General features: G+C 39.4%; 26 protein-coding genes. 16 read left to right on the top strand and 10 right to left on the bottom strand.

Annotated elements, in window-relative coordinates; translation table 11 throughout:
• Window positions 1–19 precede the first annotated feature (19 nt).
• A complete protein-coding gene (locus BLS33_RS04465; RefSeq protein ID WP_089886240.1) occupies window positions 20–547 on the top strand; it encodes an SRPBCC family protein in 528 nt (175 codons plus the stop codon).
• Between the two features lie 22 nt (window positions 548–569).
• On the opposite strand, the gene BLS33_RS04460 is transcribed toward BLS33_RS04465, so the two are convergent.
• The 4 genes from BLS33_RS04460 to BLS33_RS04445 form a co-directional block, all read right to left on the bottom strand.
• Window positions 570–2,258 (bottom strand): alpha-amylase family glycosyl hydrolase, encoded by a 1,689-nt coding sequence (locus tag BLS33_RS04460; protein ID WP_089885698.1) that lies wholly within the window; start codon window positions 2,256–2,258, stop codon window positions 570–572.
• Between the two features lie 50 nt (window positions 2,259–2,308).
• A complete protein-coding gene (locus BLS33_RS04455; RefSeq protein WP_089885695.1) occupies window positions 2,309–3,079 on the bottom strand; it encodes a carboxypeptidase-like regulatory domain-containing protein in 771 nt (256 codons plus the stop codon).
• Between the two features lie 78 nt (window positions 3,080–3,157).
• Window positions 3,158–4,942 carry a DEAD/DEAH box helicase gene (locus tag BLS33_RS04450; RefSeq protein ID WP_089885693.1) on the bottom strand — a complete coding sequence of 595 codons (1,785 nt, stop codon included), beginning with the start codon at window positions 4,940–4,942 and terminating at the stop codon, window positions 3,158–3,160.
• 310 nt (window positions 4,943–5,252) lie between these two features.
• Window positions 5,253–5,831: a non-canonical purine NTP diphosphatase gene (locus BLS33_RS04445; protein WP_089886237.1), complete on the bottom strand. Its 579-nt coding sequence runs from the start codon at window positions 5,829–5,831 to the stop codon at window positions 5,253–5,255.
• Window positions 5,832–5,899: 68 nt separating this feature from the next.
• On the opposite strand from BLS33_RS04445, the gene BLS33_RS04440 reads away from it, so the two are divergent.
• From BLS33_RS04440 to serA, 4 genes are all read left to right on the top strand, one after another.
• The gene (locus tag BLS33_RS04440; RefSeq protein ID WP_089885690.1) at window positions 5,900–6,352 is read left to right on the top strand and encodes a methyltransferase family protein; all 453 of its coding nucleotides are present in this window, start codon (window positions 5,900–5,902) and stop codon (window positions 6,350–6,352) included.
• 112 nt (window positions 6,353–6,464) lie between these two features.
• Window positions 6,465–7,076 carry a SatD family protein gene (locus tag BLS33_RS04435; protein ID WP_089885687.1) on the top strand — a complete coding sequence of 204 codons (612 nt, stop codon included), beginning with the start codon at window positions 6,465–6,467 and terminating at the stop codon, window positions 7,074–7,076.
• Window positions 7,073–7,774: a DUF3307 domain-containing protein gene (locus BLS33_RS04430; protein WP_089885683.1), complete on the top strand. Its 702-nt coding sequence runs from the start codon at window positions 7,073–7,075 to the stop codon at window positions 7,772–7,774. Before BLS33_RS04435 ends, BLS33_RS04430 begins: the two co-directional genes overlap by 4 nt.
• 154 nt (window positions 7,775–7,928) lie before the next feature.
• Window positions 7,929–9,821 (top strand): phosphoglycerate dehydrogenase, encoded by a 1,893-nt coding sequence (gene serA, locus BLS33_RS04425; protein WP_089885680.1) that lies wholly within the window; start codon window positions 7,929–7,931, stop codon window positions 9,819–9,821.
• Window positions 9,822–9,844: 23 nt separating this feature from the next.
• Here the strand turns inward: serA and rlmH are convergent, their stop codons facing one another.
• A complete protein-coding gene (rlmH, locus tag BLS33_RS04420; protein WP_089885677.1) occupies window positions 9,845–10,318 on the bottom strand; it encodes a 23S rRNA (pseudouridine(1915)-N(3))-methyltransferase RlmH in 474 nt (157 codons plus the stop codon).
• Window positions 10,319–10,454: 136 nt separating this feature from the next.
• Here rlmH and nadC point away from each other — a divergent pair, with 136 nt between their 5' ends.
• From nadC to priA, 4 genes are read left to right on the top strand one after another with little or no spacing between them, the layout of a single operon-like run.
• On the top strand, window positions 10,455–11,312 hold the full coding sequence (gene nadC / locus BLS33_RS04415; RefSeq protein WP_089885674.1) for a carboxylating nicotinate-nucleotide diphosphorylase: 858 nt from the start codon (window positions 10,455–10,457) through the stop codon (window positions 11,310–11,312).
• Window positions 11,313–12,293 (top strand): YihY/virulence factor BrkB family protein, encoded by a 981-nt coding sequence (locus BLS33_RS04410; protein WP_089885671.1) that lies wholly within the window; start codon window positions 11,313–11,315, stop codon window positions 12,291–12,293.
• Window positions 12,277–12,720, top strand: a complete 444-nt coding sequence (locus BLS33_RS04405) for a DUF2147 domain-containing protein (RefSeq protein ID WP_245731277.1) — start codon at window positions 12,277–12,279, stop codon at window positions 12,718–12,720. Before BLS33_RS04410 ends, BLS33_RS04405 begins: the two co-directional genes overlap by 17 nt.
• Window positions 12,721–12,735: 15 nt before the next feature.
• Entirely contained in the window at window positions 12,736–15,192 is a 2,457-nt protein-coding gene (priA, locus tag BLS33_RS04400) for a replication restart helicase PriA (protein ID WP_089885668.1), read from the top strand.
• Window positions 15,193–15,201: 9 nt separating this feature from the next.
• Here priA and BLS33_RS04395 read toward each other — a convergent pair whose 3' ends face one another.
• Window positions 15,202–15,894, bottom strand: a complete 693-nt coding sequence (locus BLS33_RS04395) for a LytR/AlgR family response regulator transcription factor (protein ID WP_089885665.1) — start codon at window positions 15,892–15,894, stop codon at window positions 15,202–15,204.
• A 231-nt stretch (window positions 15,895–16,125) separates the two neighbouring features.
• Here BLS33_RS04395 and rpsF point away from each other — a divergent pair, with 231 nt between their 5' ends.
• The 6 genes from rpsF (at window position 16,126) to hisS (ending at window position 22,468) form a co-directional block, all read left to right on the top strand.
• Window positions 16,126–16,464: a 30S ribosomal protein S6 gene (rpsF, locus tag BLS33_RS04390; protein WP_089885662.1), complete on the top strand. Its 339-nt coding sequence runs from the start codon at window positions 16,126–16,128 to the stop codon at window positions 16,462–16,464.
• Between the two features lie 4 nt (window positions 16,465–16,468).
• The gene (gene rpsR, locus BLS33_RS04385; protein WP_089885658.1) at window positions 16,469–16,765 is read left to right on the top strand and encodes a 30S ribosomal protein S18; all 297 of its coding nucleotides are present in this window, start codon (window positions 16,469–16,471) and stop codon (window positions 16,763–16,765) included.
• A gap of 14 nt (window positions 16,766–16,779) precedes the next feature.
• Window positions 16,780–17,232, top strand: a complete 453-nt coding sequence (rplI, locus tag BLS33_RS04380) for a 50S ribosomal protein L9 (protein ID WP_089885655.1) — start codon at window positions 16,780–16,782, stop codon at window positions 17,230–17,232.
• An 89-nt stretch (window positions 17,233–17,321) separates the two neighbouring features.
• Window positions 17,322–20,468 (top strand): TonB-dependent receptor, encoded by a 3,147-nt coding sequence (locus BLS33_RS04375; protein WP_089885652.1) that lies wholly within the window; start codon window positions 17,322–17,324, stop codon window positions 20,466–20,468.
• Window positions 20,469–20,514: 46 nt separating this feature from the next.
• Window positions 20,515–20,985, top strand: coding sequence for a DUF6495 family protein (locus BLS33_RS04370; RefSeq protein WP_089885648.1), 471 nt, complete (start codon window positions 20,515–20,517; stop codon window positions 20,983–20,985).
• A 94-nt stretch (window positions 20,986–21,079) separates the two neighbouring features.
• Window positions 21,080–22,468, top strand: coding sequence for a histidine--tRNA ligase (gene hisS, locus BLS33_RS04365; RefSeq protein WP_089885645.1), 1,389 nt, complete (start codon window positions 21,080–21,082; stop codon window positions 22,466–22,468).
• Window positions 22,469–22,476: 8 nt separating this feature from the next.
• Here hisS and BLS33_RS04360 read toward each other — a convergent pair whose 3' ends face one another.
• Window positions 22,477–23,025 (bottom strand): NUDIX hydrolase, encoded by a 549-nt coding sequence (locus tag BLS33_RS04360; RefSeq protein WP_089885641.1) that lies wholly within the window; start codon window positions 23,023–23,025, stop codon window positions 22,477–22,479.
• Between the two features lie 45 nt (window positions 23,026–23,070).
• Window positions 23,071–24,159, bottom strand: coding sequence for a M42 family metallopeptidase (locus BLS33_RS04355; RefSeq protein ID WP_089885638.1), 1,089 nt, complete (start codon window positions 24,157–24,159; stop codon window positions 23,071–23,073).
• A gap of 104 nt (window positions 24,160–24,263) precedes the next feature.
• Here BLS33_RS04355 and BLS33_RS04350 point away from each other — a divergent pair, with 104 nt between their 5' ends.
• Window positions 24,264–24,956, top strand: coding sequence for a DUF4294 domain-containing protein (locus BLS33_RS04350; RefSeq protein WP_089885635.1), 693 nt, complete (start codon window positions 24,264–24,266; stop codon window positions 24,954–24,956).
• Between the two features lie 48 nt (window positions 24,957–25,004).
• On the opposite strand, the gene BLS33_RS04345 is transcribed toward BLS33_RS04350, so the two are convergent.
• Together BLS33_RS04345 and BLS33_RS04340 are read right to left on the bottom strand one after the other, a co-directional pair.
• Window positions 25,005–25,247 (bottom strand): DUF6095 family protein, encoded by a 243-nt coding sequence (locus BLS33_RS04345; protein WP_089885632.1) that lies wholly within the window; start codon window positions 25,245–25,247, stop codon window positions 25,005–25,007.
• A gap of 65 nt (window positions 25,248–25,312) precedes the next feature.
• On the bottom strand, window positions 25,313–26,137 hold the full coding sequence (locus tag BLS33_RS04340) for a DUF4249 family protein (RefSeq protein ID WP_089885629.1): 825 nt from the start codon (window positions 26,135–26,137) through the stop codon (window positions 25,313–25,315).
• Between the last annotated feature and the right edge of the window lie 3 nt (window positions 26,138–26,140).

Here is a 26,140-nt window from a genome sequence, read left to right as displayed (position 1 = left end):
CCAACTAATATTCAGTACAATGACTATTCTAATATATATTATAGCGGGCATTGCTATACTCATTATTATATTGGTGTTGATTGCGCCTAAGACGTACCACGTGTCTAGATCCATTCTTATTTCCAAACAAAAGTCAGATGTCTTTGAGTATCTAAAATCTCTTAAGAAAATGGATGATTGGTCTCCTTGGGCGACAAGGGACCCTAATATGGAAAAAAAGTTTACGGGAATTGATGGGAAAGTTGGGGCGGTCAGCTATTGGAAAGGTAATAAGGATGTCGGTGAAGGCGAGCAAGAAATCACCAAGATTGTTGACGGAGAGCGCATAGAGTCAGAGCTTAGGTTTTTGAAACCCTGGAAATCGACGTCTGACTGTTATCTTCAAATCGAAGATCAGCAGAGCGAACAGACCAATGTTATTTGGGGGTTTACGGGAAAAAATAAGTTTCCAATGAGTATTATGATGTTGTTCATGAGTATGGATAAAATGGTAGGAAAAGATTTTGAGGAAGGCTTAAAGAACTTGAAGGAGGTTCTCGAAAAATAGGTATTTCGGCTTCACGGTTATCTTATTTGGCTAACTCTAAAAGTGCAATATCATTATTGTTCTCTAAAATAGCTTTTCCGTTTTTGACGACTACTTCTGTTTGTGAATAAGTATCGTACAATTTGGTTCCATCACCGAAAAAACCTTTGACCCATAGTGATTTTTTGCCCTTCGGTAAATCTAAGCCGACCACTACCTTGTCTTTAAAATCCCCGTCAATATAAGTTCTACTGAAAACATAAGGTTTTTTGCCCAATCTTTTATGTTTTCCTGCACCAATAGCCGGGTGATCATGTCGAAATTTTCCCAATTTCTGCCAATGGGCATGAATTTCCTTCGTATACTGCAGGCTGTCAAGTTCTTCCCAATTCATAAAAGAACGCAGCGTGGCATCTCCTTCGGCACCGTCAATAGTGAGACTTCGAGCTGTTTCGTCTCCGTAATAAATCTGGGAGGAACCAGGAGTTAGTAATAATATGTTGGCTGTTTCATAGGGTTTTTTACGCTGTTTGTCATAGGGCTTTTGGTCGTCGTGAGAGGTCAAATAGTTTAGTACACTCTTATCTTTCAATTCCGTATGAAGCAGCTTGCTGTATTTTGTAAATATGGCTTCATAGCTTTTTGTAGCGTCTTTTTTCAACTCAAAATTGATCAGGCTTTTAAAGCCGTGGTCAAAATAATCGACTTTCTTGTCACCAAAATCAAATATCCTCCCACTTGATATACTATAGTTGTAGACTTCCCCGACCATAAAAAATGGTTTGTCATCCAATATCTCATTAGGATTTTTTTTCTTCCATGTCTCAAAAGCATATGACGCTTCCTTGTACAATTCCGTCCAAGCATTTTCATTAACGTGCTTTACCGTATCAACCCTAAAACCATCAATTCCGAAGTCATTGATATAATCAGTCAGCCATTTTATGATATAAAACCTTGGGGCCCTAGGGTATCCCGTTCGTTCAAAAAATAATTGCAATTCATCAAGTTCGGTGCTGAGTCTGCCTTCTTCTTTCCATTTGGCCAAAAGTGGGTCAGGTAATTTGACCGGTTCATCAGATTCGGTCAAGATATCGGGTAAATTCTCTACCAATGTGCAACTGGTAGTAGTCTTATAACTTTTAAAATCACAGGGTGGTCCCGTTCGAACCCAATCAGAAGGCCATACAGGATCTGAGTTTGTCACAGGACCTGTATGGTTCAAGACAACGTCCATTAAAATACGAATTCCTTTGGTATGAGCTGTTTTTACAAGATTTTCCAAGTCTTTTCTGGTGCCGAAATTGGGGTCTATGGCTGTCCAATCTTTGGCCCAATAGCCGTGATAGCCATAGGTATTTCCGGTAGTTTCATCGGTATCTCCATGAATTTGCTCCACGATAGGCGTAAACCAAATCGCATTAATGCCAAGTTCTGTAAAATAGCCTTCGGTTATTTTTTTGGTAATACCTTGTAAGTCTCCACCCATAAAACCTCGTAAAGGTCCCGTCGGGCCGGTTCTATCGAAATTGGTATCGTTTTGTCCGTTGCCATTATAGAAACGATCCGTCAATAAAAAATAGATGTTAGCTCCTTCCCAGTAGAATGGAATGCTTTTGGTTGATTCGGGAATGGTATTAATCACTACGGCCGTTTCTTTGGTTGGTTCTTTTTTTTCTTTGCAGGAAAAGAGAGTGATAAAAATAGAAACAGCAACCAGCAGTTTTTTCATAGACATCTATTTTTATCTAAAGCTATAAAATGCTAGGGGAAATATAAAATTTATTTTTCCCTGTTCAGAACTTTGAATTCTTCGTAGCAGCTACTAATGGCATCTAGAATTTGCAGGTCATTTGCCGTGGTTATGAAAGATTTTGAATAACTGCAATTATTAAGTATGTCTTCAATGTCTACTTTTTCGATTTGAAGGAGCTCTATAAGTGTTTCCCTATCGAATTTTGAAGCCAATAGATCGCGTATCTGATCATCTTCCTTTACTTGACGGAGTTTACGCATCTGATTGGGTTTTTTTCCAAACAGGTTACGCAGCAAATCTGCCGGATTGAGTATGGCCCCCAATACTTTGGTTACGGCACTCGGATTTTTTTTACCGGCTTCATAGCCTACCGATAGCCCGGAAATACTGTATTGATAAGCATTATTGATAGGTAGGTTTTTAACATCAATTTCTAAATAGCCCGTAAGTTGATAGGGTCTAACGATAACCTCTTCAAGCGCATATGCCAATTCTGTCAACGATATTTTTGTCTGTCCAAACTTGAACATATCGTTGGTGACCCTTATCTTTTGCGATTTGAAGCCCAGAAAAGAAAAATAGAGCGTGTCATTTACGACTGCGGGAATAGAGAATGCACCGTCTTTATTGGTAATGGTACCTTTAACTTGATTCAGGTTTACGACATGCACACTTTCCATGGTGGCCCCGGTCTGTGCGTTGACAACAATAGCCTCTAATCTCTCGCTTTCCTCTGTATCTTGAGAAAACCCAATGGTATTGATAAGTACAAAAAATAAAAATAAGCGTTTTCCCATTAATTCAATTTCCTGGTTTTAAAAGTACTAAACAAAACAAAAAAATACGCCGAAGCGTATTTTTTAATATACAATTAACTAAAAGAAATCACTTTTTCTTTTTTTGCTACGTCTCTTGCCAGAATTTGCAGCCTTATTATCAGAGCTTCGATCTCTTCGTCGGCCTGAGTTTCTATCTTTGCTTCTTCCTCGGCTACTGTCTTTTCCGCCGCGTCTACCTTGACCACCACCGCCACCGCCGGGGTTTTTGGAAACTTCAACGTTGATGAACCTTCCATTAAGTTTAAACTCGGTAAAGGTGGATAGAATCAAATCGGTCACCGAAGCTTCCGTGTTGAAGAATGAAAAACTGTCTTTTACATCGACTTTGTAAATGTCGTCTCTTCCTAAACTAAGCGTATCTTTTAGAAAATCTTTTAAAGTCATCCAATCATAGCCGTCTTTTTCACCGACATTTATGAAATAACGTACGGATCCGTTATCTGAGAAATTAGAACGGCTTTCGTCATCTCTGCTTCGTTCATTACGTGAATCAGGACCCGAAGTATTCAAGTCTTTAGATTTGCTGTAATAATTGTAGAAACGAGTGAACTCGACCGATATTATTTTTTTAATCAGCTCTTCGCGATCGATACCTTCGAGTACGTCATTGATTGCGGGAAGATAGTTATCAACTTCTTCGTTGACTTTGGTATCCTTAATTTTATTAGCTAAATGATATAGCTGAATTTCGCATATCTCGATGCCTGTCGGAATTTTTTTAGAAATAAAGTCCTGCTTTATTTTTTGTTCTATCCCCTTTATTTTTCGCATTTCACTGCGCGTGACAATGACCATCGATATACCTGATTTACCTGCTCTACCAGTACGACCGCTACGGTGAGTGTAGGTCTCGATTTCATCCGGCAATTGGTAGTTGATTACGTGTGTAATGTCATCAACATCGATTCCACGTGCGGCAACATCGGTCGCTACCAACATTTGGATCTGTTTCTTTCGAAAGGCTCCCATGACCAAATCGCGTTGATTCTGGCTAAGGTCACCGTGAAGTGCACCTGCGTTGTAACCATCTTCAATTAATTTTTCCGCAACCCTTTGTGTATCTCTTTTGGTTCTACAAAATACAACAGAGAAAATATCGGGGTTGGCATCGGCCAATCTTTTTAAGGCAGGATATCTATCTCGCCCCCCTACAACATAGTACTCATGTTGAACGGTTGAAGTACCTGCATTCTTGGTTCCCACAGTAATTTCTTGCGGGTTATGCATAAATTTTTTGGCAATTACCGAAACTTCTTTAGGCATGGTAGCCGAGAAGAGCCATGTTGACTTTTCTTTGGGAGTATTGGATAGAATTTCTTTAATATCCTCATAAAACCCCATGTTCAACATTTCGTCGGCCTCATCAAGAATACAATAGTCTATTTTTGAGATGTCGACCAAGCCTCGGCCTATCATATCTTTCATTCGGCCAGGAGTGGCAACAACGATTTGCGCTCCCCTTTTTATCTGTCTCGCTTGATCCGTAATGCTAGCACCGCCATAAATCGCTACGGTATTCAAGCCTTTTACATACTTCGAATACAACTGTATTTCATTGGTGATCTGCAAACAGAGTTCGCGGGTAGGTGAAAGAATCAGACCTTGTGTAGTTCTGCTTTCGCTATTTATTTTTTGGATTAATGGAAAACCGAAAGCGGCTGTTTTACCGGTTCCTGTTTGGGCAAGTGCGACGAGATCCGTTTCGCCTTCCAATAAAATTGGGATTGCTTTTTCTTGTACTTCCGAAGGATTTTCAAATCCTAAATCGGCAACTGCGTTCAATAGGGACTTATCTAGCCCTAGTGCTTCAAATTTTGTCATAATAAGTTATTACTTAATCGCAAATATGTGTGTTGCATAGAGCGATTATCGTATATAACCCATTGGACTCAGCGCAACACCTGCCATACTGGCGGCGTTAATTAAGCGGCAAAGGTACTCTTTATTATTGAATTGGTGACATTGTGTTGAATTTGAGTCTTTAATAGGGGGAGGAGAGTACTAAACATAGGGATTAAATCGGGTGGCGACTTTGATACCTTTAAGGAATGGGAAGAAATAATTTTGTCCATGGCCCTAAGTATCTGTGATTAGTTTATAGTTCGATTTTTTGGAAAGTGCTTTGCTGGCTTTATGAGATGCTTTCAAGATAATGCACCAGTTGTTTTATGGCCAGGCCGCGATGGCTTATTTTATTTTTTATTTTAAGTGGTAGTTCGGCAAATGTTTCGTCGTAGCCATTGGGCTTGAAAATGGGATCGTACCCAAAACCTTTTGTTCCTTTTTTAGAATGGATTATTTCCCCCTCTACAACGCCAGTAAAGAATTGGCGGTCGTCTTCAAGATTTAATGCGATTACAGTTTTGAACCGGGCAGCTCTATTTTTTTTGTTTTTGAGGGCGTTCAGCAGTTTATCCATATTGTCGTTCGAGCTTTTTTGCTCCCCGGCATATCGGGCCGAAAGCACTCCTGGTTCCCCATTCAAACTAGCCACTAGCAAACCGGTGTCATCGGCAAAACAGGGATAACCATAATTAGTCGTTACATAGTCGGCTTTTATTTGAGCGTTTCCTTCGAGCGTTGTTGCCGATTCTACGATATCTTCAGTGCACCCAATATCTTGTAGCGATAATAGATCAATATGTTCCGGAATCAACAATTTGACCTCGTTGAGCTTATTTTGGTTATTGGTGGCAAAAACAATTTTCATAGCAAAGTGCAGAACATTTATTAACTGCTTCAAAAGTAGTAATTTTATGCACTTATCGTTTTGTTCCCATGAAGTTAAAAGTGCCACCTGTTTTTGTCTTTTTGATTTTTGCATTGTTGATGTATCTACTTGCTAAATGGCTGCCTGTTGGTTATTTTGACTTTTTTGGCAGGGTGTATATAATAGGAGTTTTGTTGGTTGTTGCTGCGATTATCGGTGTGATTTCTTTGATTCAATTCTTTAGGGCCAAAACTTCGGTAGATCCTACTAGACCGTCAAAGGTTGTAAGCTTGGTGACCGACGGAGTTTATAAATACTCTAGAAATCCGATGTACTTGGCCATCCTTCTTGTGTTATTGGCTTGGGGGCTTTGGTTGGGAAATGCGTTTAATACGCTTTTAGCGGCTTCGTTTGTGGGGTATATGAATCGATTTCAAGTGTTGCCTGAGGAAGAAGCTTTGCTTAAGGCTTTTGGGAAACAATACCAAAAGTACCTGACGAATGTAAGACGTTGGTTTTAGAATATTAGCGAATTTGCTTATAATATTGTTTTATTAGCTTTTATGCTTATAAGTTAAATTATTAGCGTTTCAGCTTATATTTTTATATATTAGCGTTTTAACTAATATATTGATGGTAGCTATTATTACTGGTGATATTATAAATTCTCAAAAACATAAAAGCTCGGAATGGCTTGGAGTCTTGAAAGATTACTTCTCTCAATTGGGAGAATCTCCAATGGATTGGGAGATATATCGGGGAGATGAATTTCAGCTAAAAGTGCCCTATGAGAACGCGTTACGTGTCGCAATACATGTAAAGGCATTAATCAAATCGGTTAAAAATCTTGATGTGAGAATGGGCATTGGCCTGGGGGAAGAAACCTTTGTTGGCACAGGGGTCAGTGAATCGAATGGCCCAGCCTATCAACGTTCGGGTAAAACTTTTGATTCGTTAAGGGAAGATAAGCTTAATCTAACGGTGTCAACGGGTAGTGCACATCACGACAGAACTCTCAATCTTATGTTGAAATTGGCCTTGAACTTCATGGATGATTGGAGTACCGTTTCCGCTGAAATAGTGGTATTGGCACTAGAACACCCTGAAGCGTCACAACAAGAAATAGCCGAAAAGCTCAAGATACAGCAATCAGCCGTGAGTCAACGTCAAAAGCGGGCACGGTTGGATCTGGTATATGATTTACTGAGCTACTACGTCGAGAATATCAAAAATATGGTGACATGATTTTATTTATAAAACTTTTTCTAGCACATTTGATAGGTGATTTTTTGTTGCAACCTAAAAAATGGGTGGTACATAAAGAGGCGAACAAAATAACCTCAAAGTTCCTGTATTTTCATGTGGTGCTTCATTTTGTAATTACGATGATTCTGCTTTGGAATCTAGATTACTGGAAGTTGGCGCTGCTAATTGCTGTTTCCCATTATCTAATTGACCTTTCTAAACTTTATGCCGATCACCTGTTCAGATTGAAGAGCATTCCTTTTTTTATCGACCAGATTTTACATGTTTTGGTACTTTACGTTTGTGCTTATAACGAGAACTTGACAGCACATACGATTTCTTTATTTTCACAATTGGATTGGGCCTTGGTTACCGCTATCGTATTTGTCACTTTTCCTGCAGCCATTATTATGGGGAAATTGCTCGAGGGCATGTCGGATCAAATAGAACTAGATCATAAATCATTGCCCAACGCTGGTAAATATATTGGTATGATAGAACGACTGTTCGTTCTTGCATTTATAGTTTTGGGCAGGTGGGAGGCTATTGGATTACTTATCACGGCAAAATCTGTCTTTCGATTCAACGATTTGAAAGAAAGGAACAGCCGGAAACTTACCGAGTACATTTTGATCGGAACTTTACTGAGTTTTGGAATGGCCATCGTTACGGGCATTATCTACACACAAATCAAATAAAAACATTCCGAATTTGCCAACTGATACGAGTTGGAAACCAACTATCGTTTTTAAATTCAAATTCAATAAACCATCACCATTTTGTTTTATTTTATTGATTGTAAAATTTAGACTGAATTAATTTTTACTTTTGCGATCTAATCTTTTTTAAAACATGGTAGCAGTGGGCAGAAAGTACGTTTTTGATTTTGATAGCACTTTAACAAGGGTCGAGGCCTTGGATGTCTTGGCAGAGATGACCTTGCAGGGAAAGTCGAATAAAGATGAGGTGATTAGTGAAATTCAAAAAATAACCAATTTAGGAATCGATGGCGATATTTCCTTTACGGAATCGTTGGAACGAAGAATAAAGTTACTGAACGCCAACAAATCCGATTTAGATGGACTTGTAGCTGAATTGCGACAAAAAATATCAAAATCGATTGAATCGAATAAAGAGTTTTTTGAGAAGTTCGCTGATGATATCTATGTGATTTCATGTGGTTTTAAAGAATTTATTGATCCTATTGTCAAAGAATACAATATTCCATCTGAAAGGGTGTATGCGAATACTTTTGAGTTTGATTCCAATGGAGATATTATTGGTTTTGATGAAAATAACGTGTTGGCCACACATAATGGGAAGATTGAATGTCTAAGAAATTTGGATCTTGATGGTGAGGTACAGGTTATCGGTGATGGTTACAGTGATTATGTAATGCGCGAAGCGGGTATCGCCGATAAGTTTTTTGCTTATACTGAAAATGTTCATAGAGAAAAAGCGGCCAGCAACGCCGATTATGTAACTCCGAATTTAGATGAGTTTTTATTCGTGAACGATTTACCACGTAATATCTCCTATCCGAAAAACAGAATAAAAATACTGCTACTTGAAAATGTGCATCCCGCGGCTTTTGACAACCTTTCACAAGATGGGTTTTCGGTCGAATTGGTGAAGCATAGCTTGTCAGAGGATGAATTGATAGAGAAAATAAAAGGGGTTCATGTTTTGGGCATACGCTCAAAAACGCAGGTGACCCAAAAAGTTATCGAAGCCGCCAACAAATTATTGGTGGTCGGAGCTTTTTGTATTGGAACCACACAAATTGACCTTGATTATTGCAAGAGAAAAGGAATTGTAGTCTTTAATGCCCCCTACAGTAACACGCGTTCTGTTGTTGAATTGGCGATTGCCGAGATTGTAATGTTGATGCGAAGCGTGTTTCCTAGAAGTACTGAAATTCATGGTGGGCAATGGAACAAGACAGCCATTAATTCTAGAGAAATACGCGGTAAAAATCTGGGTATTGTTGGTTACGGGAATATAGGAAAGCAACTATCCGTTTTAGCAGAAGCTATGGGTATGCGTGTTTATTACTATGACGTTAACGATCAATTGGCCTTAGGAAATGCCGTAAGATGCAATACATTGGAGAACTTGTTGAATGTTTCCGATGTGGTGACACTCCATATTGATGATAATAAAGTAAATAAGAATTTTATAGGGGAGCGTGAAATCAATCAAATGCGTGACGGGGCGATGTTGATAAACCTTTCTCGAGGTTTTGTAGTCGATATTCCTGCTTTGGTCAATGCCCTTAAAAGTGGTAAGCTTGGCGGTGCCGCAGTTGATGTTTATCCTGAAGAACCCCGAAGTAATGGAGCTTTCAAGACTGAGCTTCAAGGCCTTACAAATGTGATATTGACTCCGCATGTAGGTGGAAGTACTGAAGAGGCCCAGCGTGATATTGCCGATTTTGTGCCCAATAAAATAATGGACTATATCAACTCGGGTAACACGGTTGATGCCGTTAACTTCCCGAATATTCGTCTACCAAAACAAACAAATGCTCACCGTTTCTTGCATATTCATAAGAATGTACCGGGTATTATGGCAAAAATCAATGAAGTGTGTGCCAAATACGGACTGAATATTACTGGGCAATATCTTTCTACCGATAGTGAGGTAGGTTATGTAATTACCGACCTTGACAAAGAGTATAACAAAGAAGTTGTAAAAGCTCTGAAGAAAGTTGAGAACACCATCAAATTTAGGGTGCTGTACTAGTCAGTAGTTAAATGGGTTTGGGTTTAATTATGGTGGTACGGTTCATTTTTAAGAATCGTAAAAGCCCTGTATAGTTGTTCGACAACAAATAATCGAACCATTTGGTGCGAAAAAGTCATTTTTGACAAACTGATTTTTCCTTGGGCTTTTTGGTAGATAGCATCACTGAATCCGTACGGACCGCCGATAACGAACACCAATTGTTTCATTCCTGAATTCATTTTCTTTTGAAGGTATTCTGAAAAATCGACCGAAGTGAGTTGTTTTCCATTCTCATCTAATAGTATTAAAACATCGGTAGGGCTTAATTTTTTAAGTATAAGTTCTCCTTCCTTTGTTTTTTGTTGTATCTCCGATAAGTTTTTGACGTTTCTGATATCAGGAATGATTTCCAGTTCAAATTTGATATAATGCTTCAACCTGTTTTGGTACTCTAAAATAAGCTGTTGTAGTTGATTGCTATCGGTTTTCCCTATGGCCAAAAGTTTAATTGTCATGAGGCAAAAGTAACTTGCAATTCCCAAATTGGAAAATTGTAGGTTAAGAATAGCTATGTATTCAATAATCAAGTGCAAACCCACAACTCCAAAACCAAACTATTTGCTAATTTAGCAGGAGAAGAAAACACCGTTGATGATTACACAAGAACAATTTCATAAGGAAATCGATATTATCATTAAAAATGCCATTCGTGAAGATGTTGGTGATGGTGACCACAGTTCACTGTCCTGTATTCCTAAAGATGCAATGGGAAAGGCCAAATTATTGGTTAAGGATGAAGGGATTTTGGCAGGTGTCGATTTTGCCAAAAAAGTATTTGCCTATGTTGATGACGCTATGGAAATTGAAATCAATTTACAAGATGGTGCCAAGGTCAACTATGGTGATATTGCTTTTTATGTATCAGGAAGGTCACAGAGCATCTTAAAAGCAGAACGGCTGGTGTTGAATGCTATGCAGCGTATGAGTGCCATAGCAACAAAGACTCATTCATTTGTTGAATTGTTGGAAGGTACGGAAACCAAAATCTTGGATACGCGCAAGACTACTCCCGGTATACGGGCTCTGGAAAAATGGGCGGTGAAGATAGGAGGAGGTGAAAACCATCGTTTTGCGCTATATGATATGATCATGCTGAAAGATAATCATATCGACTTCGCGGGAGGCATAACAAAAGCCATTCAAAAAACACAAAATTATTTAAAAGAGACCGGAAGGGATTTAAAAATTATAGTGGAGGCCCGAAACTTAAAGGAAGTAGAAGAGATTATTCAGTCTGATGGTGTTTACCGCATTTTACTAGATAACTTTGACTATGCAGACACAAGGTCGGCAGTTGCGCTGATCGGAGATACGTGTCTCACGGAATCTTCAGGAAATATTAATGAAAAAACGGTTCGGAAATATGCAGAATGCGGAGTTGATTATATCTCCTCTGGAGCATTAACACATTCGGTGTATAATATGGATCTAAGCCTCAAAGCGGTATAGATGTCCAAAGAAATTGAAGAAAAACTGGATAAAATTCCCATTTTGAATTGGATAGTCCGGTTTTTGAAAAAAATACAATTGCCAGCTTTTGAGGGGCTGTCGCTCTATGGCCTTTTAGAAATTTACATAGTAGGCATAGTCGAAGGGGCGCTATCTACTAGGGCAAGTTCTATTGCATTTAGCCTATTTCTGGCACTTTTTCCGTTATTGATTTTTTTGTTTAATCTCGTCCCCTTTATTATTCCGTATGTCAGCGTTGGGGATGACTCCTTTGATGCCCAACTTTTGATTTTCTTGGAAACATTTTTGCCAACGGCTACGGGAGATTATTTTGGTGACATCTACCATCAGATAAAAGACCAAAAACAGAGCGGACTATTATCTTCGGCCTTTGTGGTATCTATATTTTTAATGGCCAATGGGGTGAATGCCATTTTTGCAGGTTTTGAGACTTCATATCATGTTAAGCTCAATCGAAGTTTTTTTAGGCAATATGCCGTGGCACTGATGGTTGGGCTCATTCTCTCTATTCTTTTGATTGTCGGGGCTATTGTTTTCGTGTATTTTGAGTTTTATGTATTGGGATATCTTAGCGAGTTTGCGGCATATTCCGAGGGATCTAACCTTGAAGAAGGTGATATACTTGCGGTTCAAATCGGTAAGGTGCTTTTTTTAACAATGCTCTCTTACTTGATAACGGCCATACTCTACTATTTTGGTACACGGGAAGGTAGGCACGCAAAATTTTTTTCCCTTGGGGCACTTATGACTACCTTATTGTTTTTGTTGACCTCTTATCTTTTCGGGATATACGTGGAAAAATTCGCCCGATATAACGAATTGTATGGCGCATTGGGAGGTTTGTTGATTTTATTGGTGTTTATTTGGTTAAATTCCAATATATTACTGCTGGGGTTTGAACTGAATGCATCTTTGAACTCCCTAAGAAAGAATTATAATAAAAATGGAGAAAAACAATAAAGTCCTTATTATATGTGCCATGTTCTTGCTGTTTGGTCAGTTTTTACAATCACAATCCATATTTGGAAAATGGAAAACAATCGATGACCGAACCGGCAAACCCAAAGCGGTGATAGATATTTATGAAAAAGATGGATTGATGTATGGTCATGTCGTAGAGATTTTAGAAGAAGGAAAGGAAAATTTTATTTGTACAAAATGCGATGATGAGCGCAAAGACCAGCCAGTTTTGGGAATGAGAATAATTGATGCCGCAGAACATCATGGCAAGGGGGTGTACAAGGGCGATACTCTTTTTGATCCCCAACAGGCAATGACCTTTAGATGTAAAATTTGGCTCAACCCTGATAACCCTGATGAACTTAAGGTCAGAGGTTATTTGGCCTTTATTTATAGAACGCAGACTTGGGTTAGGGCCGAAGGTTAAGTGGTATTTTGAAGTATGCAGCACTTTGTCAACGTTATCTTACCGATTCCATTAGCAAAATTATTTACGTACAGTATTTCTGAAGCTGAGGCAACATTTCTAAAGCCTGGCATGCGGGTGGCCGTGCCATTTGGCAAGTCTAAGATTTATACCGCATTGGTAAATGACATACATAACAATGCCCCGGCTGCTTATAAGGCAAAAGAAATTCATCAGATTTTAGATGACAGGCCTATCGTCAATGAAATTCAATTACAACACTGGCGTTGGATCGCTGATTATTACATGGCAACTTTGGGGGAAGTTTTCAAAAGTGCAGTGCCCAGTGCATTTTTGCTGGAAAGCGAAACCCTTATTCTTAAGAACCACGCTTACGATGTAGATGAGAATACGCTGCAAGATGATGAATTCTTGGTGTTTGAAGCCTTACAACATCAAACATCGTTGAAAGTACATGAAGTTGCAGCAATAATCGATAAGAAAAATGCCCTTCCCGTATTGAACCGATTGCTTGAGAAGAATGCTATTCTTATCAAGGAAGAAATTTTTGAGCAATACCGGCCGAAATTGGTGCGCTATGTAAAATTGGGAAAAGAATATCTCTCCGAAGACCGATTGGCACTCCTGTTACAAGATTTGACTCGTGCTCCCAAACAAAGTCAGGTAGTGCTTTCACTTTTTCAACTTCAGGCAGGAAACTTAAAGCCAATAAAAGTAGATGACTTGGAAAAAATGAGTGGTGGCTCAAAAGCGGTTATCAAATCATTGATTAAAAAGGAAATCTTGGAGGAGTATTTTATCCAAACCGATCGGGTAAATTATGATGAGGGTGTAGAAAACATAAGTATAAAAGCACTAAACGAATACCAGAAAAAGGCTTTTGAAGATATTTCCGAAAACTTCGAAAAAGGAAAGGTTACCTTACTTCATGGTGTGACATCCTCAGGAAAAACGGAGGTATATGTAAAATTGATAGAACAATGTCTGCGTTCTGGTAAGCAAGCCTTGTATTTGCTTCCAGAGATTGCTTTGACCACACAATTAATAGTTCGGTTACAGGAGTATTTTGGTGAGAAAGTATCTGTTTACCATTCGAAATACAATGTTCAGGAAAGAGTAGAGGTCTGGAAGAATGTCGCGCTTAAAAAAGACAAGGCCCAAATTGTTATTGGTGCGAGATCGGCGCTGTTTCTGCCGTTTTCAGATTTAGGGTTGATTGTGGTCGATGAAGAGCATGAGAGTTCATACAAGCAATTTGATCCTGCTCCCCGATATCATGCCAGAGACGCTGCGATTGTACTCGCTACCTTACATAAATGCAATATTTTGTTGGGTTCTGCGACGCCCAGTATTGAAACATACTTTAACGTTCAAACTGGTAAATATGGGTATGCCGAGATAAGTCGCCGATATGGTGACGTACTGTTGCCTGATATGGAGCTGGTAGATTTAAAGGAAGAGACTCGAAAACGTAAAATGAAAGGTCACTTTTCAGAGCGTTTGTTCAATGAAATCGGTGAAACACTCGAAGCAGGTGAACAGGTTATTTTATTTCAGAATAGAAGGGGTTTTGCGCCAGTCGTCGAGTGCACCACTTGTGGCCATTCTCCGCAATGCCCAAATTGCGATGTGAGCCTGACCTATCATGAGTATAAAAAACAACTGCGATGTCATTATTGTGGTCACCATATCGCATTGCCGGAGAGCTGTCCGGCATGTGGTAGCCAGACGTTAGATACCAAAGGTTTTGGTACCGAACAGGTAGAAAAGGAATTAGAGACCTTGTTCCCGAAGGCAAAAGCATGGCGAATGGACTTGGATACGACCCGGGGCAAATTTGGCTATGAGAAGATAATCAATGCTTTTGAACAACAAGAAATCGATATACTAGTAGGTACACAAATGTTGACCAAAGGCCTCGATTTTAGAAATGTGGGCCTTGTAGGTATTATGAATGCGGATACATTGTTATATTTTCCAGATTACCGTGCCCATGAACGCAGTTTTCAATTGTTGACCCAAGTAGCTGGTAGGGCAGGGCGAACAAAGAAAAGGGGAAAGGTAATCATACAGAGCTATAATCCTTACCATCAGATTCTAAAACAGGTCACGACGAGTAGTTATGAAGAAATGTTCAAAGAACAATTGTATGAACGGGAACAATTTAAATATCCGCCAAATAATCGGATAATTAAGCTAACCTTTAAACATAAAGATTACAACAAATTGAACGAAGCCTCGGAATGGTTTGCTCAAGCACTTCGCAATGTATTTGGTCAGGGAGTATTGGGACCAGAATACCCACCAGTGGCTCGAATTAGAAACCAGTACCTGAAAAATATCATTATTAAGATACCGAAAAAACAATCGATGTCTAAAACAAAAAATAGCATTAAAAGAATTTCTAATTCTTTTAATGCTATTGCCCAGTTCCAAAGTGTGCGTATTATCTACAATGTAGACCACATTTGAGAAGCTGGTTTATACGTTGTTCAAAGCTTCGGCCAATTCCGTTTTTTTGTTTCTGCTCAATGGAATGGAACGTCCGCTAACTTCAACATTCTTGCTGTTGAATTTTTCTACTTTTTCTAAATTCACGATATACGATTTATGAATACGTAGGAATTTATCTTCTGGCAATTGCTTTTCAAAAGACTTCATTGTCGAAAGAATTACAATATTGGCCTCATCGGTCACCAATTTGATATAGTCTCCAAGGGCTTCCACCCATTTGATATCATTAAGTATGACCTTTCTCTTTTTGAGGTTACTTTTTACGAAAATATGTTCCTCATCTTCGTTGACCCTGTGCATTTGCTCATATTTGGCCACAGCTCTCTTTACCGAAGCATCAAAACGTGCCATAGTAATAGGTTTGTGCAAATAATCGGTAACATCGTAATCAAACGCCTTAAGGGCGTAATCAGGTTTACCGGTAATTAAAATTACTTGAGGGCTATTCTCCAACGACTCGAGTAGGTCGAATCCGTTGATAATAGGCATTTCGACATCTAGGAAAATTAGGTCGATTTCGTTGTTCTTGATGCCGTTCTTGGCTTCAATGGCATTGGTGTACTCAGCCACCATAGCCAGATTGGGATGGCTGTTGACCAGCTTCGCCACTGCCATGCGCTGCATAGATGAATCATCTACGATTATACTTCTTAATTTCATAAATGGATTGATTTGAGGGGTTAAATCATCGACAAATTACTGAAAAAACACGTTAAACGGCAATAAAATTTGTAAACATTGCATAAAATGCTGTGTAATTGACAACGACCATACTTTAAATTTAGGTTAAGTTCGATTATTATGATATCTAAACCATAACGAAGATTTTTCCGTTTTCTTGTAAATAGTCGTAAATATTCTTACTTTTGCGCTCCTAAAATATGAATTAATATGAACCATTACGAAACTGTTTTCATTTTGAATCCCGTTCTGTCTGATACTCAGATAGAGGAAACAGTTAAGAAATTCGAGGATTTCTTAATTAACAATGGAGCCAAAATGGTCTCCAAAGAAAATTGGGGGCTAAAGAAATTGGCCTATCCCATACAACACAAGAAAAGTGGTTTTTACCATTTGTTCGAATTTACCGGTACTGGTGAAGTCATTGGCTCGTATGAGCAAGAGTTCCGAAGAGATGAGCGTGTTATGCGCTTTTTGACCGTTAAATTAGATAAGCACGCTATCGAGTGGGCTGAGAAAAGAAGAAGTAGGTTAAAAACTAAAGCGTAAGAACATGGCAACTTTACAACAACAGGCGAAAGGAAAGAAAGATGGGGAAATCAGGTATTTGACCCCATTGAATATTGAGACAAACACCAAAAAGAAATATTGTCGGTTCAAAAAATCGGGTATCAAGTATATCGATTATAAAGACGCTGATTTCTTGATGAAGTTGGTGAACGAGCAAGGGAAATTACTTCCCAGAAGACTAACAGGAACTTCCTTAAAATATCAACGAAAAGTAGCCCAAGCGGTTAAAAGAGCGCGTCATATAGCTTTGATGCCTTATGTTGGTGATTTATTAAAATAAAAGAAAAGTATACTATGGAAGTTATATTAAAACAAGATGTAGAGCACTTGGGCTTTAAAGATGATTTGGTAAGTGTAAAGAATGGCTATGGTAGAAATTACCTTATTCCTCAGGGATTAGCTGCTATCGCTACCTCTTCAGCCAAAAAAGTGTTGGCCGAGAATTTAAAGCAAAGGGCCCATAAAGAAAAGAAAGTAGTAGATGCTGCCAGCAAAACAGCCGAAGCTTTAAAAGCGCTTGAAATGAAAATTTCAGCGAAGACTGGAGCTGGAGACAAATTGTTCGGATCTGTCACTACTATTGATTTGGCTGAGGCATTAAGCAAGGAAGGACATACAATCGACAAAAAATATATTAACATTCTGGGTGGTTCAGTTAAAAGAACCGGACCTTACAATGCGCAGATTAGACTGCACAGGGATGTTGTTGTCGACTTCGCCTTCGAAGTGGTCGCCGCCCAAAAATAGTCTATTAGACGGTTGATAAGTTAAAGGAGTTATGCATGCATAACTCTTTTTTTTTGTTTTATTTTAGAGTAAACTAACACTTCTCGATTATGAAATACAAAATACTGCTATTTGTCTGTTCTCTATTTTTAACTTTTTCCGTCACATCGCAGGTGACCACTTCCAATATTAGAGGAACAGTGGTAGATAATCAAAGCGAACCACTCTTGGGAGCCAACGTGGTGGCCTTACATAAACCCACAGGGACGAAGTACGGGGCCATTACCAATGAAGATGGTAGATTCAACCTATTGAACTTAAGAGTTGGTGGGCCTTACGAAATAACGATTTCTTACATTGGTTTTCAGAGTTACGCGCAAAGTGATGTGCTTTTGACACTTGGGAAAACATTTAACCTTGATGTCACCTTGGCATCGGAAAGCCAATCGCTTGACGAGGTTATCGTGGTCTCCGATCAGGCCGGTACCTTTGGAAGCGATAGAACTGGCGCGGAAACTTCGGTAGGTAGAAGAGAACTGACTCGATTGCCTACCATTTCAAGATCAACAAATGATTTTACAAGATTGGAGCCTACCGCAAGCGGAGGCTCTTTTGGTGGTAGAAATGACCAATACAATAACTTTTCATTGGATGGTGCTATTTTCAACAACCCCTTTGGTCTTGATGCTGCCCAACCAGGTGGACAGACAGAGGCGAACCCGATTTCAATTGATGCCATAGAACAGATTCAAGTAACCACCGCTCCTTACGATGTTACTTTATCGGGCTTCACCGGTGCATCTGTCAATGCAGTAACGAAAAGTGGTACCAATGAATTTTACGGTACGGTTTACGGTTTTTTTAGAAATGAAGACATGACCGGGGGTAAAATCAAAGGTCAAGATGTCTTTAAGGCAGACCTAAGTCAAAGTCAATATGGAATTAGTATCGGTGGTCCCATAATAAAAAACAAACTATTCTTCTTTGCCAATTTCGAACGCGACGAAAGAAGTGATTTGGGTTCTGCCTTTCTTCCAAATCGGGGAACTGGAGCTATTAATGAATCACGGGTATTGGCTTCTGACTTTGAACTTGTCAGCAATGTGCTGCGACAGGTATCTATAGGTAACGGCGAATTTTATGATCCAGGAAAGTTTGAAGGGTTTAACTTTGATCAACAATCCACCAAAGGAATCTTTAAATTGGATTGGAACATCAATGATAAAAACAGGCTTGCTGTTATCTATAATTTTTTGGATGCCTCTAAAGAAAAACCGGCACACCCAACGGCCTTGGGCTTTAGGGGGCCAAACCCTGCGACTTTGCAATTCGAAAATGCCGGTTATCAAATAAATAATAAGATTAATTCGGTACAGGTGGAATTGAATTCGACTTTATCAGACGAAGCCATCAACAAATTACAAGTAGGTTATACTGTTTTTGATGATTTTAGGAACCCTAAATCAACGCCGGCTCCGGCAATAACATTATTAGACGAATCTGGAGGTTCCAACTACATTATAGCGGGTCACGAGCCCTTTTCAATTAATAACAAGTTAGATCAAAAAGTTTTTCAATTAACTAACAATCTAAACTTCTTTAAGGGCGACCATACTTTTACCGTTGGCATTTCTTTTGAAAAATTCCAATTCGCCAACTCGTTCAACCTTGGCGGATATGGTGCCCAAGGCACCTTCTTTCCGACAGGTTCGATTGCCGAGTTCAGGGATCCTGCAAATGAAGCAGCCTTAGTGTCGTTTTATCAAAGCGCTATCAATTCAGCTATTTCAATACGAAACTCTTCAGAAGCCAATGGTACCGGAAATATGGGCGGATGGTCTTTGGCGGAGACGAATGTAGGCCAATTGGCATTTTACTTTCAAGATGAATGGAACACCACCGAAAATTTTAAGTTAACGTACGGCGTACGATTTGATAAGCCACTATATTTTGATACGGCCGAAAAAGTTCGCGAAAATATTGCTAGAAAAGGTGGGGCGACCGGAACATACGTGCCGTCGATACCCTACACGAATCCGGAAACAGGAGACCAAGTTTTTTTAGATTCTGAGAAAATGCCATCGAATGACCTTTTGGTGTCACCTCGAGTGGGTTTTAATTGGGATGTTAAAAACGATCGGACTTTGCAGATACGGGGAGGAACCGGATTATTCACCGGGCGATTCCCATTTGTTTGGTTAGGTAATCAAGTTCAGGGGGTTGACGTATTTTTCTACCAGATCATAGACCCTGATTATCAATGGCCACAAGTTTGGCGCACAAGTCTTGGCGCCGATTATAAAATGGAGAATGGTGTCGTTTTAACTACAGATTTGTCATATACCAAAGATATAAATGCTGCACATGTGCAGAACTGGGGTTTGAGCGCACCGTCGCAAACGTTGAACGGTGTAGATAACAGACCTTACTATGCTGATAGTGATTGGGTCAATAGTGGTTATGTTTTTTCTAATTCTGACAAAGGGAGGGTTATAAATGCAGTACTCAAGGCACAAAAGAACTTTGATAATGACTTATTCACTAGTCTTGCTTATAGCTATTTGAATTCAAAAGATGTAAACTCTATCGAAGCTGAAATTACCGGTGATGCTTTTGACGGAAACGCGATTGCAGGAAATGCCAATAGCGATGTGCTTTCCTTTTCAAAATATGGCGATACTCACCGATTTATAGGTGTAATTTCAAAAGCTTTTAAAACAGGTACGACAATATCATCGTTTTTTGAATATGCCCAAGGCGGACGTTATAATTATCTGAATGCGGGGAACATCAATAATGACCAAGTCACCTCGCGAAACAATGATTTAATTTACATTCCGACAGCTTCCGAAATAAACCAAATGACCTTTAGTGGTGCCGGACAGGCCGAGGCCTATGAGGCTTTTATACAACAAGACGACTATTTAAGTGATAATCGCGGAAAGTATGCGGAAAGATACGGAGCCTTATCACCTTGGAGAAGCCGTTGGGATATGAAAGTGTTACAGGATATTAAATTTGGGAACAAGAATACATTACAATTAAGTTTAGATGTATTGAATTTGGGTAATTTGATATCTTCGGATTGGGGTGTGGTTCAAATACCAACGAATCAAGAAGTATTGGGTGTATCGGTCGATGCCGACCGAAACCCGGTTTATACCTTTGACCCTAATTTAAAAGAAACCTTCAGTTTCGACTCAAGTCTACAATCGAGATGGCAGGCCCAATTAGGCGTGCGATATACGTTCAATTAATAACAAAATCCTTAATTTTGCACCGCCCCAAAAAGGGCGGTTTTTTATGAAATATACACGACTTACAAAGCAGCAGCTGGAAGAACTGCATCAAGAGTTTATTAATTTCTTGGCGACCCAGTCGATTACTGGGGAGGAATGGAAGAATTTAAAGGAAGAGAAGCCAGAGGTGGCCGAAGAAGAAATAGATGTCTTTAGTGACCTTGTTTGGGAAGGTGTATTGACCAAAGTGAACTATTTGGAGAATATCTCGGCCCAGCAAATGCACCTTTTTCAATTATCGGAAAAAGAAATGAAATTGATTTCGGTAAAGGTGATGAACCCTGAAATTGATTTGACGACGACGGTAGGTTTCAATTGGTTCAAAAAGAACTGGCAATCTGATTTTGTCGACTATCTTACCGCTTCAAAGGCATATACCGAAGACAAAAACCTCGATAAATTCAAATTGATACAACAAGGTGCGGTTATCACTCAAGGTGAGCTCTACCAATGGTTTGATAAAGTAATCGGATAAGTCGATATTCGAGAAAATAGAGAAAAACTAAAAACTTTCCCTGCTGTCATACAATTCACGGCTAAACGGGATTATTGCAATAGAACGAAATTAAATGGCACAAAAACCGGGCATACCTAAGGGAACACGTGATTTTTCACCTTCAGAAGTTGCGAAGCGCAATTATATTTTTACAATAATAAAGAAGCACTTCGAAACCTTCGGTTTTCAACTGATAGAGACACCCTCCTTTGAAAACTCCGAAACACTAATGGGCAAATACGGTGATGAAGGCGATCGTTTAATTTTTAAGATTTTAAATTCCGGGGATTATATTAGTAAAGTGGATAGTGCGACCTATGAGTCGAAGGATTCAAATGCAATTAGCTCTCAGATTTCGGAAAAAGCACTGCGTTATGACCTGACCGTACCGTTTGCACGTTATGTGGTCATGCATCAGAACGAGATAGATTTCCCTTTTAAACGCTACCAGATACAACCGGTATGGCGTGCCGACCGACCGCAAAAAGGGCGTTTTCGTGAGTTTTATCAATGCGATGCCGATGTTGTTGGTGCCGATTCGTTGTTGCAAGAGGTAGAATTTGTGCAATTGTACGATGCCGTCTTTACCGAGTTGGGATTGAAGGGAGTCAATATCAAACTAAACAATCGGAAAATTTTAGCAGGTATTGCTGAAATCATCGGGGCAAAAGATAAGCTGATCGACTTTACGGTGGCTTTGGATAAATTGGATAAAATCGGTGAAGCCGGTATAAAGAAAGAAATGCTGCAAAAGGGTATTTCCGAAGAAGCTATTGCCAAGGCGTCCCCATTGTTTTCCCTTTCTGGTACGAACTCCGAACAACTGACTGTTCTCAAAGAACTATTGGCCACTTCTGAAGATGGCTCCAAAGGAGTAGAAGAACTTCGATTTATTGTCGATACTATTGAGATGTTGGGCTTACAATCGGCACAACTTTCGATTGATGTTACCTTGGCTCGTGGACTTAACTATTATACAGGTGCTATTTTTGAGGTTGGCGCCCCACAAGGCGTGAAAATGGGTTCCATCGGTGGAGGTGGTCGTTATGATGACCTCACTGGTATATTCGGACTCAAGGATGTCAGTGGCGTTGGTATTTCTTTCGGTTTGGACCGTATTTATCTTGTACTGGAAGAATTGAATTTGTTTCCAGAAGCCATAGATCGCTCCTTAGAGGTGCTTTGTCTAAACTTTGGGGATAGAGAAGCATTGGCGGCCTTAAAACTGGTAAGCACACTTAGGGGTGCCGGGGTAAAGGCTGATTTGTATCCTTCCAGCGTGAAAATTAACAAACAGTTTAAGTATGCCAATAACCGTAATGTTCCCTATGTCATTTTGATTGGGGAGCAAGAATTAAGCGAAGATTCGTTTGTGGTGAAAGATATGATAAGTGGAACCCAGGAAACATACAACTTAAAGAATCCAGAAGCCTTTTTGAAGGAGTTTGAATCAACTAATTAGTTTTTCTATTACAATCTTTTTTTTATGCTTTTGATGACGGTCTTGTAGTAGTCAACATCATAAGGAACATACTTTTGAGGGTTTGCCAAACCCCAAGTTTCCTGTGCAAATTGAATAAGTGATATTAGGGAGAGGTCCGCTACTTCGCTTTCTTGCTTTTTAAGGCTTCCTAACGGCACTTTTAACTCACAAAGGTAGGTATGGTGATATTCGCAGTCGATTAACGTGTCGTGGTGCTTGTGTACCGATTTGAAAACTCCGATTTTCTCTAAGTCGTTTTTAGAGATATGTACGCCGATTTCCTCTTCTGCTTCGCGAATCGCCGATTCTTCGATTTCTTCGCCTGCACCTACATGGCCGGCCACCGAAACATCCCAAAATAGGGGGTGGGTATCTTTATTTTTAGCCCGCTGCTGTATCAATAGACGGCCATCTTTGGTGTAGAACCAAATATGAATGGAGTTATGAAAGAGTCCTTTGCGGTGTGCTTCAGACTTCATGGCGGTTACACCCGTAAAGTTTCCATCTTTATCGAGTATGTCAATAAGTTCATCCATAGTATAAAAAAAAGTCCTCCTTTTTAGGGGAGGACGTTATAAAAGTTAATCGAAATAACTGAAAGTTTCACCTTCCTTAATATTTAAGAGGGTTTGATAAATCAATCGAATTACATTTTCGACATCTTCTTTATGTACCATTTCTACCGTGGTATGCATGTAACGTAGCGGTAAAGAGATCAAGGCTGAGGCCACCCCTCCATTACTATAGGCGAAGGCGTCGGTATCGGTTCCTGTGGATCTTGATGCAGCCATTCGTTGGAAAGGAATTTTATTTTTCTCGGCGGTTTCGATAATACGTTCCCGTAGTCTATTCTGAACTGCCGGTGCGTATGATATAACGGGTCCTGCTCCGATTTCTGTATGACCTTGCGACTTTTTGTCGATCATCGGAGTTGTCGTATCGTGGCACACATCAGTTATAATGGCCACATTGGGTTTTATGGTCTGGGTAATCATTTCTGCCCCGCGTAAGCCTATTTCTTCTTGAACGGCATTGGTGATGTAAAGGCCAAAAGGCAATTTCTGCTTATTTTCGAATAATAATCGTGCTACTTCGGCGACCATGAATCCACCGGCACGGTTATCAATGGCACGACAGACGAATTTATCGTTGTTCAACACATGAAATTCATCGGGATAGGTGATTACGCAACCAACATGCACACCCATTTTCTCAACTTCTTCCTTGTCTTTGGCGCCTATATCGATAAAGATGTTATCAATTTTTGGTGGTTCTTCTTTTGTTTTATTTCGGGTATGTATGGCCGGCCAGCCAAAAACACCTTTCACCATTCCGTTTTTTGTATGGATGTTTACCCATTTTGAAGGGGCGATTTGATGATCGCTTCCGCCATTCCGGATAACGTAAAGTAATCCATTGTCCGTTATATAGTTAACATACCATGAAATCTCATCGGAATGACCTTCGATGACCACCTTGTATTTGGCATCAGGATTGATAACGCCTACCGCAGATCCATAAGTATCGGTAATAAAGGTGTCTACGTAAGGTTTTAAGTAGTTCATCCATAGTTTTTGCCCTTCCCATTCGTAACCTGTGGGAGCTGCATTGTTCAGGTATTTTTCAAAAAAATCAAGTGATTTTTTGGTAAGAATATTTTTGGTACCCATGTATGTGTGTATTTAGATACAAACTTAGTAATATTCACTTTTAATTAATAATAACGAGAACTATTTATCGTTAATTTTACAGCGCTTTTGCTTTTATGTTACAGATGATAAAAAAGATACTTCTTCCGGTATTTTTCATGATGGGTTTTTTGATGATAGCCCAGGTGAAAGAAGAACCGTTGGATTCCGTTACGGAAAAAATGATAATCATTGAAGGTGATTCCATTTTTCATAGTTCAATTGCTTTAAACGAGGTGTTTGTCTTTAGTCCGCTGAAGTTTCCATCCTATAAAGACAAGTTGAAATATTATATTCTACGCCGAAAAACGTTAAAGGTATACCCTTATGCTAAATTGGCTGCCGAACGTTTGGTTGGGTTGAACGATAGTTTGACGAAAATTAAAAAGAACAGAAAGCGCAAGAAATACACGAAAGAGGTGCAGAAGTATATCGAAGGTGAATTTTCGGATGAGCTTAAAAAGCTTACACGCACCGAAGGTCAAATTCTGGTAAAACTTATTTATAGGCAAACAGGGACTACCGCTTTTGATTTGGTGAAGGAGCTTCGTAGTGGATGGCGGGCATTTTGGTATAACACTACAGCTAAATTTTTTAAAATAAGTATTAAAGAGGAATTTCACCCAGAGAGTATTCACGAAGATTACCTAATCGAAGATATTCTGCAACGTGCTTTTGCAGCGTCACGATTGGAAAGACAGGAGTCGGCATTGGATTTTGATTATGCCTCCCTCAGTAATAAATGGGGTGCGACAGGGGAGAAGAAAGAAAATAAGTAGCTCTTGACTTTAAATTTTCGTTCTCGTCTTTTGTCAAAAAAGTTTTACTTATTCACCGATCGAAGTATCTTTTTTTTGAAAAAGAGCATCCATAATAATCTTCATACTGTAAAACCCACCCGCTATTGCGCCTATGGCCAATATTAAACCGATAATCAACACGGGCCAATAAAATGGGTGTTCTTGATTTTTAAATGCCTGATATATTACGGTCGGGGCCAAGAACATAAGTCCGATTGTTATCGATAGGTACTTCAGTCCCTTGACCAGTAAGTTTTTGTCTGTTCTCATGAATTACTTTTGTTAAGACAACAAAAAATAGTTTACGACTTTGTTGTATTGAATTAAGGTTTCTTTTACTCTATAATTATCGATCGCTGATAGGATTGGCAAACGGCGAAATAGCCTAGGGCATAATTATTTTCCGCCGCCGTATTTGTTTCCGTAACATTGATAATATTACCTTTCACCGTGGCTGCAGGGGTTTGAAAAGGACCTTGGTCACCACCGCTACTTTGGGCGATGAGCTGGTTCATGTAATTGTAAAAATTTTTCTCAACTCCTAAAATACTTACACTTACTTCCATAGATGCTTTTAATTCTTCATCATAAAAATAGGAGAATTTGAAAGGCTGTCCCGGATAGAAAGTATCCTCAGAGACTAGATACTCACCAAAGTCAAAGTCAAAAAGGTAAAAATCGGTACGGTCGGGTGCGTCTGTAAAAGTAATAACAATTTCGGTTTCCGTACCATCGAAAAGCGTTCCATCACCCTGTTCTAAGCGATCAATGGGCGACGAAGGCACGTATTCGGTAAATGCCGAATAGCTTTGCCCATCATGTAGAATAGACAAATGCAACGTACCTGACTTAAGAAATGCCAAACTAGCATAGGCTTGATATATTCCTGTTCCCGACGCTGTTTCTGTTAATACAAGGGGTGCTCCACCTGATTCATTTGACAACGTAATTCGCTCAAGATTTGCAGGCACCAACGTACCGAAGAAGGAGCTGCTAATTGAGGCCTTAACCTGTATTTCTGTATCGGCTTCACTTTCGTCGACACGCATTAATGCATCAATAACCAGACGCGGACTATCGGTCGGAACATCTACATCGACAACGTCTTGACAGGACGTCAAGGTTATTGATATAATTAGTATCAGAATAACTCGTTTCATCAG

The organism is Kriegella aquimaris, from assembly GCF_900103215.1.
In the GTDB taxonomy this organism is placed as follows: domain Bacteria; phylum Bacteroidota; class Bacteroidia; order Flavobacteriales; family Flavobacteriaceae; genus Kriegella; species Kriegella aquimaris.
The sequence above is the reverse complement of the archived record's forward strand: the minus strand, read 5'-3'. Positions and strand labels throughout refer to the sequence as shown.

Excerpts from the sequence above, each read along its gene's own strand:
- BLS33_RS04350 (WP_089885635.1), top strand. The coding sequence starts at position 24,264 with ATGATAAAAAAGATACTTCTTCCGGTATTTTTCATGATGGGTTTTTTG.
- BLS33_RS04435 (WP_089885687.1), top strand. The coding sequence starts at position 6,465 with ATGGTAGCTATTATTACTGGTGATATTATAAATTCTCAAAAACATAAA.
- BLS33_RS04405 (WP_245731277.1), top strand. The coding sequence starts at position 12,277 with ATGGAGAAAAACAATAAAGTCCTTATTATATGTGCCATGTTCTTGCTG.
- rlmH (WP_089885677.1), bottom strand. The coding sequence starts at position 10,318 with ATGACAATTAAACTTTTGGCCATAGGGAAAACCGATAGCAATCAACTA.
- BLS33_RS04355 (WP_089885638.1), bottom strand. The coding sequence starts at position 24,159 with ATGGGTACCAAAAATATTCTTACCAAAAAATCACTTGATTTTTTTGAA.
- BLS33_RS04375 (WP_089885652.1), top strand. The coding sequence starts at position 17,322 with ATGAAATACAAAATACTGCTATTTGTCTGTTCTCTATTTTTAACTTTT.
- BLS33_RS04370 (WP_089885648.1), top strand. The coding sequence starts at position 20,515 with ATGAAATATACACGACTTACAAAGCAGCAGCTGGAAGAACTGCATCAA.
- priA (WP_089885668.1), top strand. The coding sequence starts at position 12,736 with ATGCAGCACTTTGTCAACGTTATCTTACCGATTCCATTAGCAAAATTA.
- serA (WP_089885680.1), top strand. The coding sequence starts at position 7,929 with ATGGTAGCAGTGGGCAGAAAGTACGTTTTTGATTTTGATAGCACTTTA.
- BLS33_RS04465 (WP_089886240.1), top strand. The coding sequence starts at position 20 with ATGACTATTCTAATATATATTATAGCGGGCATTGCTATACTCATTATT.
- BLS33_RS04340 (WP_089885629.1), bottom strand. The coding sequence starts at position 26,137 with ATGAAACGAGTTATTCTGATACTAATTATATCAATAACCTTGACGTCC.
- rpsF (WP_089885662.1), top strand. The coding sequence starts at position 16,126 with ATGAACCATTACGAAACTGTTTTCATTTTGAATCCCGTTCTGTCTGAT.
- BLS33_RS04395 (WP_089885665.1), bottom strand. The coding sequence starts at position 15,894 with ATGAAATTAAGAAGTATAATCGTAGATGATTCATCTATGCAGCGCATG.
- BLS33_RS04360 (WP_089885641.1), bottom strand. The coding sequence starts at position 23,025 with ATGGATGAACTTATTGACATACTCGATAAAGATGGAAACTTTACGGGT.
- rpsR (WP_089885658.1), top strand. The coding sequence starts at position 16,469 with ATGGCAACTTTACAACAACAGGCGAAAGGAAAGAAAGATGGGGAAATC.
- BLS33_RS04440 (WP_089885690.1), top strand. The coding sequence starts at position 5,900 with ATGAAGTTAAAAGTGCCACCTGTTTTTGTCTTTTTGATTTTTGCATTG.
- BLS33_RS04430 (WP_089885683.1), top strand. The coding sequence starts at position 7,073 with ATGATTTTATTTATAAAACTTTTTCTAGCACATTTGATAGGTGATTTT.
- BLS33_RS04450 (WP_089885693.1), bottom strand. The coding sequence starts at position 4,942 with ATGACAAAATTTGAAGCACTAGGGCTAGATAAGTCCCTATTGAACGCA.
- nadC (WP_089885674.1), top strand. The coding sequence starts at position 10,455 with ATGATTACACAAGAACAATTTCATAAGGAAATCGATATTATCATTAAA.
- BLS33_RS04455 (WP_089885695.1), bottom strand. The coding sequence starts at position 3,079 with ATGGGAAAACGCTTATTTTTATTTTTTGTACTTATCAATACCATTGGG.
- BLS33_RS04460 (WP_089885698.1), bottom strand. The coding sequence starts at position 2,258 with ATGAAAAAACTGCTGGTTGCTGTTTCTATTTTTATCACTCTCTTTTCC.
- rplI (WP_089885655.1), top strand. The coding sequence starts at position 16,780 with ATGGAAGTTATATTAAAACAAGATGTAGAGCACTTGGGCTTTAAAGAT.
- BLS33_RS04445 (WP_089886237.1), bottom strand. The coding sequence starts at position 5,831 with ATGAAAATTGTTTTTGCCACCAATAACCAAAATAAGCTCAACGAGGTC.
- BLS33_RS04345 (WP_089885632.1), bottom strand. The coding sequence starts at position 25,247 with ATGAGAACAGACAAAAACTTACTGGTCAAGGGACTGAAGTACCTATCG.
- hisS (WP_089885645.1), top strand. The coding sequence starts at position 21,080 with ATGGCACAAAAACCGGGCATACCTAAGGGAACACGTGATTTTTCACCT.
- BLS33_RS04410 (WP_089885671.1), top strand. The coding sequence starts at position 11,313 with ATGTCCAAAGAAATTGAAGAAAAACTGGATAAAATTCCCATTTTGAAT.